General features: G+C 43.3%; 16 protein-coding genes and 1 pseudogene. 10 read left to right on the forward strand and 7 right to left on the reverse strand.

The window, feature by feature from the left end:
• Positions 1 to 265: 265 nt before the first annotated feature.
• The 5 genes from H6G45_RS14990 to H6G45_RS15010 all read left to right on the forward strand — a co-directional run bounded on the left by H6G45_RS14990 (position 266) and on the right by H6G45_RS15010 (position 5,649).
• Positions 266 to 1,369: a hypothetical protein gene (locus H6G45_RS14990; RefSeq protein ID WP_190599204.1), complete on the forward strand. Its 1,104-nt coding sequence runs from the start codon at positions 266 to 268 to the stop codon at positions 1,367 to 1,369.
• 73 nt (positions 1,370 to 1,442) lie between these two features.
• Positions 1,443 to 2,618, forward strand: a complete 1,176-nt coding sequence (locus H6G45_RS14995; RefSeq protein WP_190599205.1) for a DUF1822 family protein — start codon at positions 1,443 to 1,445, stop codon at positions 2,616 to 2,618.
• A gap of 7 nt (positions 2,619 to 2,625) precedes the next feature.
• Positions 2,626 to 5,046: a CHASE2 domain-containing protein gene (locus H6G45_RS15000; RefSeq protein ID WP_190599206.1), complete on the forward strand. Its 2,421-nt coding sequence runs from the start codon at positions 2,626 to 2,628 to the stop codon at positions 5,044 to 5,046.
• Between the two features lie 74 nt (positions 5,047 to 5,120).
• On the forward strand, positions 5,121 to 5,432 hold the full coding sequence (locus H6G45_RS15005; RefSeq protein ID WP_190599207.1) for a BrnT family toxin: 312 nt from the start codon (positions 5,121 to 5,123) through the stop codon (positions 5,430 to 5,432).
• Positions 5,422 to 5,649, forward strand: coding sequence for a CopG family antitoxin (locus tag H6G45_RS15010; RefSeq protein ID WP_199309797.1), 228 nt, complete (start codon positions 5,422 to 5,424; stop codon positions 5,647 to 5,649). The genes H6G45_RS15005 and H6G45_RS15010 overlap by 11 nt, the downstream gene beginning before the upstream one ends.
• Positions 5,650 to 5,793: 144 nt before the next feature.
• Here the strand turns inward: H6G45_RS15010 and H6G45_RS15015 are convergent.
• Positions 5,794 to 5,955, reverse strand: a pseudogene (locus H6G45_RS15015) (type II toxin-antitoxin system Phd/YefM family antitoxin); the annotation flags it as partial.
• Between H6G45_RS15015 and H6G45_RS15020 the strand changes: the two are divergent.
• Positions 5,914 to 6,642, forward strand: a complete 729-nt coding sequence (locus H6G45_RS15020; protein WP_190599209.1) for a hypothetical protein — start codon at positions 5,914 to 5,916, stop codon at positions 6,640 to 6,642. The pseudogene H6G45_RS15015 and the gene H6G45_RS15020 sit on opposite strands and share 42 nt — an antisense overlap.
• Before the next feature lie 260 nt (positions 6,643 to 6,902).
• Here the strand turns inward: H6G45_RS15020 and H6G45_RS15025 are convergent, their stop codons facing one another.
• The 6 genes from H6G45_RS15025 to H6G45_RS15050 are packed head-to-tail and all read right to left on the reverse strand — an operon-like array spanning position 6,903 to position 8,903.
• Positions 6,903 to 7,640, reverse strand: coding sequence for a nucleotidyl transferase AbiEii/AbiGii toxin family protein (locus tag H6G45_RS15025; protein WP_190599210.1), 738 nt, complete (start codon positions 7,638 to 7,640; stop codon positions 6,903 to 6,905).
• Complete coding sequence (locus H6G45_RS15030) at positions 7,640 to 7,861, reverse strand: hypothetical protein (RefSeq protein WP_190599211.1); 222 nt, start codon at positions 7,859 to 7,861, stop codon at positions 7,640 to 7,642. The genes H6G45_RS15025 and H6G45_RS15030 overlap by 1 nt, the downstream gene beginning before the upstream one ends.
• Positions 7,862 to 7,884: 23 nt before the next feature.
• The gene (locus tag H6G45_RS15035) at positions 7,885 to 8,121 is read right to left on the reverse strand and encodes a hypothetical protein (protein WP_190599212.1); all 237 of its coding nucleotides are present in this window, start codon (positions 8,119 to 8,121) and stop codon (positions 7,885 to 7,887) included.
• A 39-nt stretch (positions 8,122 to 8,160) separates the two neighbouring features.
• Positions 8,161 to 8,388: an AbrB/MazE/SpoVT family DNA-binding domain-containing protein gene (locus H6G45_RS15040; RefSeq protein ID WP_190599213.1), complete on the reverse strand. Its 228-nt coding sequence runs from the start codon at positions 8,386 to 8,388 to the stop codon at positions 8,161 to 8,163.
• A 12-nt stretch (positions 8,389 to 8,400) separates the two neighbouring features.
• Positions 8,401 to 8,664: a Txe/YoeB family addiction module toxin gene (locus tag H6G45_RS15045; RefSeq protein WP_190599214.1), complete on the reverse strand. Its 264-nt coding sequence runs from the start codon at positions 8,662 to 8,664 to the stop codon at positions 8,401 to 8,403.
• Positions 8,661 to 8,903, reverse strand: a complete 243-nt coding sequence (locus H6G45_RS15050; protein ID WP_190599215.1) for a type II toxin-antitoxin system Phd/YefM family antitoxin — start codon at positions 8,901 to 8,903, stop codon at positions 8,661 to 8,663. The genes H6G45_RS15045 and H6G45_RS15050 overlap by 4 nt, the downstream gene beginning before the upstream one ends.
• A 105-nt stretch (positions 8,904 to 9,008) precedes the next feature.
• Between H6G45_RS15050 and H6G45_RS15055 the strand changes: the two genes are divergently transcribed.
• The 4 genes from H6G45_RS15055 to H6G45_RS15070 all read left to right on the forward strand — a co-directional run bounded on the left by H6G45_RS15055 (position 9,009) and on the right by H6G45_RS15070 (position 13,711).
• Positions 9,009 to 9,794, forward strand: a complete 786-nt coding sequence (locus H6G45_RS15055; RefSeq protein WP_190599216.1) for a DUF928 domain-containing protein — start codon at positions 9,009 to 9,011, stop codon at positions 9,792 to 9,794.
• A gap of 62 nt (positions 9,795 to 9,856) precedes the next feature.
• On the forward strand, positions 9,857 to 13,183 hold the full coding sequence (locus H6G45_RS15060; protein WP_190599217.1) for a tetratricopeptide repeat protein: 3,327 nt from the start codon (positions 9,857 to 9,859) through the stop codon (positions 13,181 to 13,183).
• Between the two features lie 39 nt (positions 13,184 to 13,222).
• On the forward strand, positions 13,223 to 13,444 hold the full coding sequence (locus H6G45_RS15065; RefSeq protein WP_190599218.1) for a hypothetical protein: 222 nt from the start codon (positions 13,223 to 13,225) through the stop codon (positions 13,442 to 13,444).
• A gap of 6 nt (positions 13,445 to 13,450) precedes the next feature.
• Complete coding sequence (locus H6G45_RS15070; RefSeq protein WP_190599219.1) at positions 13,451 to 13,711, forward strand: type II toxin-antitoxin system RelE/ParE family toxin; 261 nt, start codon at positions 13,451 to 13,453, stop codon at positions 13,709 to 13,711.
• Positions 13,712 to 13,795: the final 84 nt, after the last annotated feature.

A 13,795-nucleotide genomic window follows, 5' to 3' on the forward strand; every position in this document is an offset into this window, starting at 1 on the left:
CCTAGGCAGTGGTTCGTTCGCCCTTAACCGCTTCATGGTGGCGATCGCCAAATTTTGGGAGGGAGACGAAATTAACCTGATTGATTTTGCTTGTAACTATTCTTCACATTATCGCGCACCGAAAACCCAGATTAACTATTTTTCTGCACCACAGCCAGAAAAATCGGACCACAGCCCTAGATGGGGCTTGAAATCCTAACTGCATAAGGTCAACATCCCTTGCCGTGCTAAAACTTTTTTACCGGTTAATTTTAAGATTCCCGCTATGGAAAAGGAGTATTTAGAGCTTGATGGCGATCGCCAAAAATCAGGAAAATTGCCCCTTGCTAGTGCTGAACGGGGTCCATGGAAGAAGCGAATGTTTGCGACAGTGGCCCTTGTAGCTGGGAATGACGTGAATTGTCAACTACAAATACTGATCGAACAAGCAAAAAAATTGTCTGAGGACGGGTTACATCCCACAGCCCAAACCCTGGGTGAAAGGGAAATACTTTCCCAGGCCATGGCACTATTGCAGGCGTCGGGAAAATTATGGCGCAACTACCAAGAACAATATGCAGATGCCTACGCGGAAGCCTGGTTGAAGACCCTGGAATACTTTTACCGTCATTATCGGGAGTATGACCCCAGTAAAGCCCAGGTAGCCACATGGTTGAACTTCCGGCTCAAAAATGAATTTAAAAGCCAGCAAATTAAAATCCAGCAACAACAGCAGCGTCAAATCCAAGCCTCAACGGAGGAAGAAGGGGAGGGACTACTGGCCATGATGGCTTCTCCGTCCTATGGTGACCAGGCCAAGGTGATGAGCGAAGGCATAGCGCAGTGGCTGGAGGAAAGTCCACAGTTAGCAGAAGAGAGCATCAAAAATCAGCCCCAGTTAACGGTTAAAGTCCTCTTAGAGCAACGTTTTCTGCGGGAAGTGCCCTGGGGGGATCTGGCTAAAGAATATAACGTTTCAGTGGCGACCCTAAGTAGTTTTTACGAGCGCAAATGCCGTCCCAAGCTGGTTAACTTTATCCAGAGCAACTACGACTTCATCACCCCCGATACTCCTGTTAACCCCTGTGAACATTTACGAAGCTTGTTGACCCAAAAGCAATGGCACAAACTTAATCTTGGCGATCGCCTGCAACAATGGCTGGAGTCGGAACCTTGTTTACAGGAAATTAGGCTCAGGGAAAAACCGGAGATTACTGCCCAGATTTTCTTACGGGAAACCCTAGCAGTGCTTCAACAACCACGACAGGGATTAATCCAGGTGGCAAATAGGTTAGGGGTAGAAGCGGGGGCGCTGGAAAGATTCTACGAATTTAGGGTCATTCATCAAGTTTTGGCATTTATGCATAAAATCCAGCGGGAACAGCGATAACTAATTAGGTCGAAGGCTCCGTTGCTTCAGCGGCGATCGCCAAATAATACGCCGAGAATAAATTGTTAAAACCATGAACAACTTAGTACAATCCCCATCCATTCCCCTCACGCTCCAAGACCGACAGTGGGTGCAACGGTTAGTAGTTCAGTCCGGCTGTCAGGGGGAAAAGTTAAGTCGGCTTATTCCTAATCTCTTAGCGGTGAGAGCAGTGGCCCATTGGTTAGATATCTACGATATTGCCTATGACTGGTCGAGTAGTTACAGCACCCAACCGTTATTGCATTTAGGGGAAGAAGTGGCAGATCTGTCTTTGTCGGGGTTAGGACGATTAGAATGCCGTGGTATCTCTCCTCAACAACAAACAGTACAGTTTAGCCCTGAAACTTGGTCAGACCGCTTGGGTTATGTGGTGGTGGAAATTAATGCCGATTTAACCACCGGTAGATTGTTGGGTTGTGTCGAACAAGTTAGTGCCGCTCCCCTAACGAAGGAAATGTTACAACCGCCAGATTTTCTTTTTAGTCTCATTGCCCAAGCAGAATTGCAAAAGGCCCAGTCTTCGGTGGCGAACACCATAGAAAACGGACTAAGAACCGCTGCGAGTGTAATTCACCAGTGGTTAACTACTGCCCAAGAGCAGGCTTGGCAAATGGCAGAATTTTACCTGCTGGAACCAAGTTTTTCCCCTGTCCGTAGTGCTAATACTGTTGAAAGAATCATTGATAAGCTCCATAGTGCCGGTAGTGAAGTGGCTCGGCAACGGTTAATCATTACCCTAGGGGAAGTAGTGAAACCGGAAGATACGGCATCGGTAGTGCGGGAACTAACGCAAATTATTGACCAGACCGGAGATGAAGATACCCGTTGGCTAGCGGCCGGTACCTTGGCTCGCATTGAACCCCGTCATCCCCAGGCGGCCCATCGGTTGCAGAAAACCATTGGGGCAGAGTTGAATCTGGCGGATACAGCCCTTAATTTACTCATTGCCCTGATGCCGGCCCCAGATCAAACTATCAACGGCTCCATTGAGTTGAAAACCGCCAACCAACACCAGAGCTTGCCCCCTGGCACCCGTTTAACCCTTTTATCGGCGGGAAATGAATTTATTGACGAGATTGCCGTAACCGGAGACCAGACCCCCGGTAAAAATCTGTTGAAAATTGGCTTGACCATCGACCCCGGCACCAACTTCCGCATTCGAGTAACGGTGGGTGGGGAAAGTATTACCGAGGATATTCAACTCTAGACATTTCATGGATCTACAACTGTTGGTGCTGAAGATTATTGAGGGGGATTTTACCTCTGGTTTTACGGTGGCCCTGGATGTGGAAACCATTACCCAAGGGCAAACCAGAAGCCAGCAGAGGGATTTTTATGGTCGTTTACCATCCCTTGCTCCCAACCTAGATCTTTACCAACTGCATCGACAATGGGTCAGCGAAATTACTACTGCCCGCACGGGGCAACCCCAACGACGACGGGGTATTAAGGTCACCAGTAAGCAGGCGATCGCCAGCCATTACAACCAGCCGCAAACGGAACAAAAACGGGCTTTACAACAGGCGATGGTGCAATGGTTAACCAGTCCAGAACCGGGCTGGCAGGCGGTGGAAAAAGAAATTATTCGCTGGAGCGAAAGGGGAACAGGGGAAACCCAATTAGTGATTCAGCTTGGACAATCCCTTTATCAATCGGCCTCCCCCAATGCTTTCACTTTAGCCAAATTACCCTGGGGGGAATGGCCCCTTTTAAAGGAGCAAAACCTAAATTTAGTTCATTTTGCTATCAATACTTGCCAGTATGGTCTACCCCCTGCCCCGATCGCCAACCTAGAAGCGATTCACCCCACTGTCCGCCTACAACGGCACTTTTTCCCTGCTATTCGCATCCTCCATGTTTTGGGCAATAACGAGGGTATTGACCTTGGACCAGACCAAAGAGTATTGGCGGGTTTAACCCATCAGGGCAAGAAAGTAGAAGTTGTCACCATACACCAACCGGATTATCAAACTTTAAGCCGTAATCTGCGGGATGGGGCTGGTTTTGATCTCTTTGTTTACTCCGGCCACAGTGAAGCCTCCTTTGATCAAGACTTGGCCGCCATGTTGCTGGGGCAAACAGGCACCGTGGAGGGGGTAACGATCGCCGATTTGCGTCTTGCTTTCCAACGGGCGATCGGCAATGGGTTGAGGGTAGCGGTGTTTAACTCCTGCGCCAGTGCCCAATTAGCGGAAGCTTTGCTGGATCTGGGATTAAGTACGGTGCTGTCCATGAAGGAAGAAGTGGCGGATATAGTGGCCCATGGCTTTTTAGATAGTTTTTTCCGTCATTACGTCCAGGGAAAACAATCTATTTTTCGGGCGGTACGGAGTAGCCTAACGAATTTGGAGGAATACGATCGCCGTTATCCGGGGGTAGGTTGGTTACCGGTCATTCACCACAATCCCAGTGTAGCCCCACCTCTCTGGGCAGAATTACGTCAGCAACCCCAATCCATCCGCCGGACGGGTCTTTGGGCAGTGGGGGCTACCATTCTGGTTTTGTTATTACGGTGGCTGGGGCTAACCCAGGGGCTAGATCTGAAATTGTTTGACCTGATGCTCCGTTCCCAACCAGTTTCCACCGCCGTTGATGAACGCATTGTCGTGGTGACCATTGACCAAAATGACCTTGATATTTTGCGTCAAAATGGCTTGCAATCTGCGGCAGGGGCCGATGTGATTTCCGATGGGGCATTGGCGGAAGCGTTGGAGAGAATAAGGCGTTATCAACCCCGTTGGCTTGGTCTGGACATCGGTCGGGATTTACCTATTGCTGAGGGTAATACTCGCTTGGGGGAAGTGTTTCGTAACGGCGATCGCCTGTTGGTCTCCTGTGGTTTTGCTGATCAAAAGGGGGAAGAGTTATTACCCCCGCCTGGTATGGATAGCGATCACCTAGCTTTCATTAATTTCCCCATTGACCGGGATCAGGTTATTCGTCGTCAATTGTTGCACGGAGAATTTACTAACACCGAATCCTGCCCCACTAACCAATCCCTGGCCCTTTCCCTAGCGTTGAATTACCTGGGGGAAGAAAATATATTCCCTGCTGACAATGTCGTTTTAACCCTGAATAACGTTGATTTTCAGTCCCTTACAGCTAAATCTGGGGTTTATCGTCCTAATGAGGTGACAGACTATCAAATTCTCTTTCGTCCCCAGCCGAGAGGAGTAGTGAGGGAAATTAGTCTTTCCACCCTCTTTGCTGATACTGAACAACGGTTGGAACTCAAAGATAAGATTGTGCTTCTGGGTTATGGGCACAAGGACCAACACAGCACTGTCCTAGAATCCGATATTCCTGGGGTGGTTATCCATGGGCAAATGGTTAAGCAGATTTTGGATGCTGTTTTAGATGGAAAACCTCTCTTGACCACTACCTCGCAGGGAGCAGAATTACTCTGGATTCTCTTTTGGGTCGGCGTCACCACTGGCGGCATTGTCACCGTAATTATTTTCGATGGTTCCCGCCGTCAACAACAATTGGTGGTAATTGCGAGTTTAGTTGGGGTAACTGGCTCTAGTTGGCTCATTCTCTGGTCTTTGGGCCTATGGCTACCCCTGGCATCCCCATTATTGTTTTTGCTGTTGATGTTGGGGGAAAGTTTTATTAGGAGCGGGGAGCCAAACTAGGGAAGATTACAGTTCGGCGATGAGCTAATAAGTTTTGTATTGTCAATTGTCAATACAGTTGCTAGGATTAGTCTGTGGACAAAAAAATTGCTGGCTTTGATTGGGACGAAGGCAATAGCCATAAATGTGAAAAACACGGCTTGACCAAAGATGACATTGAGCAACTTTTCCAGGGTTCTGTTTGGACGGCACCGGATGTTCAACATTCAACCCGGGAGGAGCGGTTTTTGGCCATTGGCTGTTCCGTTGCTGGTCGGCCAATGCTAGTGGCTTTTACTTTTCGTAACCGAGAAGGAAAATTGTTAATACGGCCCATTAGCGCCCGTTACATGCATCAAAAGGAAGCAAAAAAGTATGAACAAGCCTTTGCCCAAGATGAATACTGATCAGGAGTTAGAAGATTTTCTGGATCAAGATCTGACAGAGTATCTAGTGCCCGAAAACTTTACCCCTGCCACGTTTGAGTTTGCCACGAAAGATAAGAGTATTACTCTACGTATTTCTTCGGCATTGTTAGCCGCAGTTAAGGAGGCTTCTAAAGCCCAGGGAATGAGTTATCAACGTTATATTCGTCAGGTGCTAGAAGAGTCTTTGTCCCGCTAAAAAACTAGTTATTTTTGTTGCAAAATATGTAAGCGAATAATTTTTGGACGTTCTTCTGTATTTATAAAATGGCAATGAACAGCATCTCCAATTTCTTGTCTGAGGGCAATTAGATCATCTGCTTGAGTGAAGATGGCTTCCTGTTCACCAATCTAACTCCGTTTCACATTCACTAATGGGGGTAGCCATACCGGTTCTAATGGATTCTCCCATGGCGGGAATAGAGAGCAAATAAAGGGTTTCTTGGATGGATTCCCAGTCTTCTTGACTGATAAGGACAGCATTACTGCGCTTGCCAGTAATCAAACTAATAATTACGAAGCTAATATTTTAATATGGTCTTGTCTTGATATTTTATCAAACTTGTGGTCAAAAAGAATTGGTAAAAGCAAGTGTAAACTATTAGGCTCGCGTCTAATTTTTGCTGAATTCTTATGTGATTATTACGGCGATATATTTCAGAAAGTTTCATTGTCTGATGTTTGGCATCGTATAGATAAAGAAAATTTCTATCTAGCCTCCAAAAAGCCTAATTATAATTGTGATTACAAGCTGCCTGATAAAGTGATCGAACTTCTACAGAATCTTAAAAGAAGCTCTCCACCTATTGATCTAGAGCCAGATAGTAGAAAACTTAGAACTATCTCTGACGATCTAAATCTGAAAGATATTTTAACTAAGTTTGATAACTATGAATGTAAACAAATGCATGTGATTAGAGAATGGTTAATGCTATCTAGTTATGGTGCCATTGCTTATAAAGAAATGAGGAACTCCTACGTACATGAGGGTCGTGGTGGTAAAGGATCACATGGATTTCAACTTCACGAGTTTAAAACAAGACCCACATATTTAAGTTATGTTCATACAACACCTCCAAAAATGGGCTTCAGTGTTGAATTTATGCTTAACGTATTGAGTAATTGTATTGACTCATTTGAGAAAGATTCGATCAAACTTCAACAAGATCCTGTTTCTAATAATGTCTCCTAAATATTATAACTAAAATTCAATCTCGTGCTAACAGGATACTGTTATTGGTAAACTTCTCTGCGATGGGCAATTTTAATAACAATCACTATTAATTATTCGTTTTCAATTCTGTAAATTATACGATAATCCCCAACACGAATACGCAAAAGTCCGTTACAAGGATAAAGATTAATAATTAATAAATTCAATTCTTGCTTAGTTTGAATAAATTTTCCCATACCTGATTATGTAAATTGATGGCATTACCACAGGATATGATCTTAAAAATATTGGTGACACTCATTAAATTGTCTTGTCGTTTGAGATAAGTTACAGTCGATAGCCAGTAGATCTATTCCGTCTACGATTCTTGGAATAAAATCATTATTAATTATCAAATTTTCCCAGCATTTTTGACGATATTCTGGTTGATTTTGAAACTTATCAATTGCAGATTGCAACGGTCGCATAACTTCATAGGCAGACTCTGCTTTTTCCCTACTGATCGATGAAATGGGGGAAGATAAACGAAGAACAGCTAAATCAATCAGATCCCTTGATACAATACTTTTGTCCATAAAGCGGTCAGCATTGGCTAAAAGCTTCGATGTCCATAGGTCTTCTTCACTCAAACAGGGTAGTGATAACCAAGGCAGTTTTCTGGGTTGTTCGATGACAAATCTGGCTTCGGCAATAATCTCAAGTTTGATGGGAACGTTATTACTTTCTACTAACAAGCGGATACCGTATTGATCCATGTTATTCCGCCCAATTCTCAAACTTTTTGATTGTAAAAATAAAGCTTCGTAACCTTTGTCAAAAATTAGTTTTCTCAGTTGTTTATAGCCTGTAGATTGTATGGAGCAAACGAAATCAATGTCATTACTTTCTCGAAATTCTTGATTAAGCAATGTAATTAGTGTCCCGCCACCAAAGCAAGTATAAGTCTCTTGAAAAATCTGATGATCTAGCTGATTTAGAACGTTGAGAATTTCATTATGATGGGGACGATTAAACATTATATTTCAGTGATTAACCACGAGTGATATTTTCTGGCGATGGTTTCTAAAAAAACTAACTCTTCTGGCGATGGCTCGAACAGGGAGCGATATTTCCATCCTCTCTCATAACGGCTCAACATCTCTTCTAAGCTTAATGCTTTAGGGGTTTTCATTTGCCAACATAAAAATTCTAGGAATGGCAATTGTTGGGGAATTCTGATGGGATCATTTTCAATCATGGTATTTGATATTTTGCCATCTTCTATAAATTCAATCCTTGCTTAATAACTTCCCACTCAATTGGTTGTTGATTTTCTGGATCATTCTCAGCGTTAATGGTGTCTTGAACATCAATCAGATCCCCAAGTTCTTCAGCGTCGATAATGGCCAATTCACCTTGGATGATTTTTTCCGGTAATTGTGTAACGGAAAGATTCAAATGATTTGCAAAAGATTTAAGTTTTTGCCATGTTTGGGGGGAGACTTTTAACTGATTCATAGGTGGTTGAATGTTCTGATAAAGAACTTAGATTAGTGATTATTTACATTGGGCTAAGTCAATCAGGGCATTACGATATTTTTTGATACCCTCCCTCGCCAACTCCATTTTTTGGGCAAAATCAGGATCTGTAGCGGATATTTCATAGCCATTAGGGGTTTTAGTCAGATACGCAGAGTCTCCGTCTTCAATGTTGAGCTGGGTAGCAATTTCCTTGGGGATGATTAGGCTAAGGGAATTACCCCGTTTTCTGACTGTTAATTTCATAGTGATATTTTACTATTCATAGTGAGTCCAAAGGCGAAGAATTTTTATTGTTTTTTCTTCTTCAATAACCTCATAGACCAAGCGATGTTGAATATTGATTCTTCTGGAGTAAGCTCCGGCTAAATCTCCAACCAGTTTTTCATAGCGAGGCGGATTGGCGTAGGGATCTTCCCGAATAATATCTAGAAGGGCTTCCGCTTTTGGCTTTAATCCGGCAGAGGCAAGCTTTTTGGCATCTTTTTGGGCTTGTTTGGTGTAAACCAATTTCCACGTCACCAATCTAACTCCGTTTCACATTCACTGATGGGGGTGACCATACCGGTTCTAATGGATTCTCCCATGGCGGGAATAGAGAGCAAATAAAGGGTTTCTTGGATGGATTCCCAGTCTTCTTGGCTCAGAAGGACAGCATTATTCCGTTTGCCAGTAATCAAAACAGGTTGATGATTTTCGGCAACCTCATCCATCAATCGAAAAAGCTGACTACGAGCTTGGGTGGCACTAAAGTTATCCATTGTCTGTCACCGTACCGGATTATGTACGTTGATGGTATCACACTCACTATATTAGGTTAGGCTTATTACTAAGACTTTTTGCCCTACGCCGACAGGAGTGGAAAGATGGCACAGAAACTCATAAATATCAGCGTGATTCGTTTTTTCCTCTTTCTAGGTTTGTTAGGAGCGTTGTTACTGCCCCAGAATGCACTACTAGCAGGGGAGAAGGACACAAGAGTTAAGCCTAAGCCGGTACGTTGGCAACCACCGACGGATGTGGGGCAATCGGGACGACGCACTGGCAATCCTCCGCGCACGGTATTAGGCGGTTCCCGCAACGGTTGTGGTGCTTCTGGGGACTTGCCTTTAACGGCTTTGATCCCCAAGAGTTATGAGGGCAGGGTGGGGGTGGAATCCCCGGTGATTTATGTGTATTTTCCCTATGACCAGGGCACTACCTATCCCGTTAGTTTTACTCTCAAGACTTGGCAGAATGGGGCTGAAGCTGTGTTGCTGGATCGGCAGTGGCAAGTGCCGGCCCAGGCAGGTTTGTTACCTATTCCCTTGCCGGAGGATCTGGAGTTGGAGCGGGGTTTGGTCTATCGCTGGAATTTTACGGTGGATTGTGGTGGGCCCCATAATACGGCGATCGATTATGTAGAAGGTAATATTAGTCTCGATCCTGAAGCCCTCTCCCCAGTGCTGTTAGCTCAGTTAACAACAATGACTCCAATGGAAAAAGTTGAGTTATATTTTCAGCAGGGCTGGTGGTACGACGCTATTCATAGTTTGTTGACCTTAGAGGAAGATAAAACTTTTACTCTGACGGAGTTATGGGCACAGTTGTTGGCCCATGAAGGCTTAAGCTCCCTTAGCCCCATTACCGACATATCTAGCTCTGGTCAATGAAAACTATATTATTTCGATATTGTTTAGGCTTGTTCCTGTTAGGGGGGCTATGGGCACCAGGAATGACTTTAGCTGAGCCGAAACCACAGATTTTACTGGACGTACAGGGCACTTTAGAAGAGGGAGATATAAAGTTAGATGATGGCGTTCTTCTTGATGTTCATGAGATAGAGATAACGAGCAATTCTCCCATTTTTATTTCAGCAGAATCTGATGATTTTGATGCTTTTTTAATGATGTTAGATTCGGAAGGTAATAAACTTGGAGAAAATAATATTTTTGATGATACTCGTATCGGTATTTTTATGGAAGAAGTTAAAGTCGGTAAATATCAGATTGGAGTAATAAATTACAAACCGGAGAAAGCCGGGCAGTATCAACTACTAGTTAAGATACCCACTTCATCTGAATTAATTGTTTTAAAAGCTGATATTTGGTTTAATCAAGCACAATCTCTTGAAATCAAAAATTCGTCTGAATCTTTATATAAAGCAATAGAACTTTATGAAAATTCCCTTATTTTATATCGTCAATTAGACGATGGTCAAAATGTAAGCATTGTCCTTAACAACATTGGCAGTTTATATTCTGATTTAGGAGATAAGCAGAAAGCCCTTGATTACTATAACCAAGCATTAGTTATTAGTAAACAAGTTGGAGATTTATCTAGCGAAGGCACAAACCTTAACAATATTGGCTTGATATATTCTGATCTAGGAGATAAACAGAAAGCCCTTGATTACTATAACCAAGCATTGGTTATTAGTAAACAAGTTGGAGATTTATCTAGCGAAGGTACAAATCTTAACAACATTGGCTTGATACATTCTGATCTAGGAGATAAACAGAAAGCCCTTGATTACTATAACCAAGCTCTTGTTATCCGTAAGCAGGTAGGAGATTTATCTGGCGAGGGTACAACTCTCAACAATATCGGTAACATATATCATGATTTAGGAGATAGAAGAAAAGCAATTGATTACTATAACCAAGCATTAGTTATTAGTAAGCAGGTAGGAGATTTATCTGGCGAAAGTATAACTCTTAACAATATTGGCGGAATATATTCTGATCTAGGAGATAAACAGAAAGCTCTTGATTATTTTAACCAAGCATTAGTTATTAGTAAACAGATAGGAGATTTATTTGGCGAAGGTAAAATTCTTAACAACATTGGTAGTTTATATTCTGGTCTAGGAGATAAACAGAAAGCCCTTGATTACTATAACCAAGCATTGGTTATTAGTAAACAAGTTGGAGATTTATCTAGCGAAGGCACAACTCTTAGCAATATTGGCTTGATATATTCTGATCTAGGAGATAGAAGAAAAGCAATTGATTACTATAACCAAGCTCTTGTTATCCGTAAACAGGTAGGAGATTTATCTGGCGAGGGTACAACTCTCAACAATATCGGTAACATATATCATGATTTAGGAGATAGAAGAAAAGCAATTGATTACTATAACCAAGCTCTTGTTATCCGTAAACAGGTAGGAGATTTATCTGGCGAGGGTACAACTCTCAACAATATCGGTAACATATATCATGATTTAGGAGATAGAAGAAAAGCAATTGATTATTATAACCAAGCATTAGTTATTAGTAAACAGGTAGGAGACTTATCTAGCGAGGGTACAACTCTTAACAATATTGCTGGGACATATGATGACCTGGGAAATAATCAAAAAGCTTTTGATTATTTCAGCCAAGCTCTTGTTATCCGCAAACAAGTAGGAGACCTATTTGGTGAAACTATAACCCTTGGTAACTTGGGATATTTAGAATTCAAAAACAAGCAATATGAAGGTGCTATTAAATACATAAATCAGTCCCTTAGCTTGCTTGAATCAGTAGACATCAACAAATTTAATGATGAACTTCAGGTTTCTTATTTTGATACCTACTCAACTGGCTATAAACTCCTGCAAAAAGCGTTAGTTGCCCAAAATCAACCAACAGAAGCTATAGCTGTCGCTGAAAGAGGACGGGCCAGAATATTAGTTGAACTGCTCAATCAACGTTTCTCTAATATTGAAAATGCTTCTTCTTTGCGTCAGCCTATCCTCAGTGAATTGCAAGCTGTAGCCAAGAACAGCAATAGCTCTTTAGTGACCTACTCGTTGATTGAAAATCTTCCAGGTACTAGCGGAGAGAAGGAAAATGAACTTTACATTTATGTCATTTCTCCCGATGGCAAGCTGGAATTTCGTTCTTTTAACCTCAGCAACAAAGATATAAACCTTTCCAAACTCGTTGAAACTGCTCGCCAAACCATTGCCCAAGCTCCCCCAGATCGTCCCCAGCAAAGTCGGGGTAACAATAGTGGTGCCATCAACAGCCTGGAAAATATCGCCGTTGGGGATTACGTCAAACTCCAAGGGGAATTTCCCAGCGATGAGCCCTGGCAGGTTGTTGCCATAGACCAGGATAAACAGACCGTTAACCTCGACCAAACCCGCCGGGAAGAACCCCTCGAAAATGTCAGCATTAGCCGCATTGCTAGTAAGACTGACACTTCTCTGCGACAACTGCATCAAATTCTCATAGAGCCGATCGCCGACCTGTTGCCCCAAGATCCAGCAGAGAGGGTGATTTTTATGCCCCAGGGAGCTTTATTTGGCGTTCCCTTTGCGGCCCTCCAGGATGCCCAAGGTCGATACTTGATTGAAAAACATACTATTCTTACTTCTCCATCTATCCAAGTGTTGGCCCAAACCGCCGCCCAAAATCAACGATTGGCTAAACAAGGACAAAGTAAGAGTAAAGCCCTGGTGGTGGGCAATCCCTATCCCTACCCCGATAATCTCAAGTCCCTGGAGAATGCGGGGGCAGAAGCCGAACAAATCGCTAGCCTCTTGGGAGTGCAACCCCTTTTGGGCAAAAAAGCCACCGAAGCGGAAGTGCTCGCCCAAATGCCCCAGGCGGACATTATTCACTTTGCCACCCATGCTAGTTTCAACGACCAACGGGGTCTGAGCAGTGCCATTTACCTCACCGCCGAACCAGGGGCCCCCGATGATGGCCTGTTCCAAACTCCCGGCAGGATTACCGCCGAAGACATCTTTAACCAATTTGAGGATAATCCCCTCAACGCCCGCCTAGTGGTGCTCAGTGCCTGCGATACCGGCCAAGGAGAGATTACCGGGGATGGGGTCATTGGTCTATCCCGTTCCCTCATTGCTGGCGGCGTACCCAGCGTATTGGTTTCCCTCTGGAGTGTGGACGATGCTTCCACCAAAACCCTGATGACCGAGTTCTATCGCCAATGGCAACAACAGGGGGTGGATAAAGCCACCGCGTTAAGGAATGCCATGCTAGAAACCAAAGCCGCATATCCTGACCCCTACTATTGGAGTGGCTTTACCCTCATCGGTGAGGCAGATTAAAACTTAGTTTTGCAAACAATCTTTACCCTTTAAAAAATTATGGAATTCCCCATTGAAGTTTCTCCCCAATATTTGACAGATACGGAAGGCAACAAGATCGCTGTAGTGCTTGATCTGCAAATTTACCAATCTTTGTTAGAAGAACTAGATGAACTTCGCTGTCAACAGGGCTATCAACAGGCCCTAGGCGAGACAGATCCCGAAATGGAAGCAGGAGATTATGTAACGCTGGAGCAATATCTTTCCTCAAACAAGGGATAGAGCGCAATGACTTACACTCTCCAAATTCCTAAAACAGTGCAAAAACAATTGCAAAAAATTTCCGAACCCTTCCACGGTCAAATTATAGAAAACTTGCAACAATTAAAAAATGATCCTCGTTTTGGCAACGCTATTAAAATGAAAGGTAGTGAGGGATATCGACTTCGGGTCGGTAACTATCGAATTTTATATAATATTAATGATACAGAAGAAACTATAACATTACGCAGAATTGCCCATCGTCGAGAAGTTTATCGCTCTCCATAATTGCTCTTTATAAATGAAATAATAAAGAGAAAGATGGAGTGAATTTTGACTTAGCCATCTGATTTTAAGAAAGTTCTCTTTTAT

The organism is Synechocystis sp. FACHB-383 (genome assembly GCF_014698605.1).
Lineage (GTDB): Bacteria > Cyanobacteriota > Cyanobacteriia > Cyanobacteriales > Microcystaceae > Synechocystis > Synechocystis salina.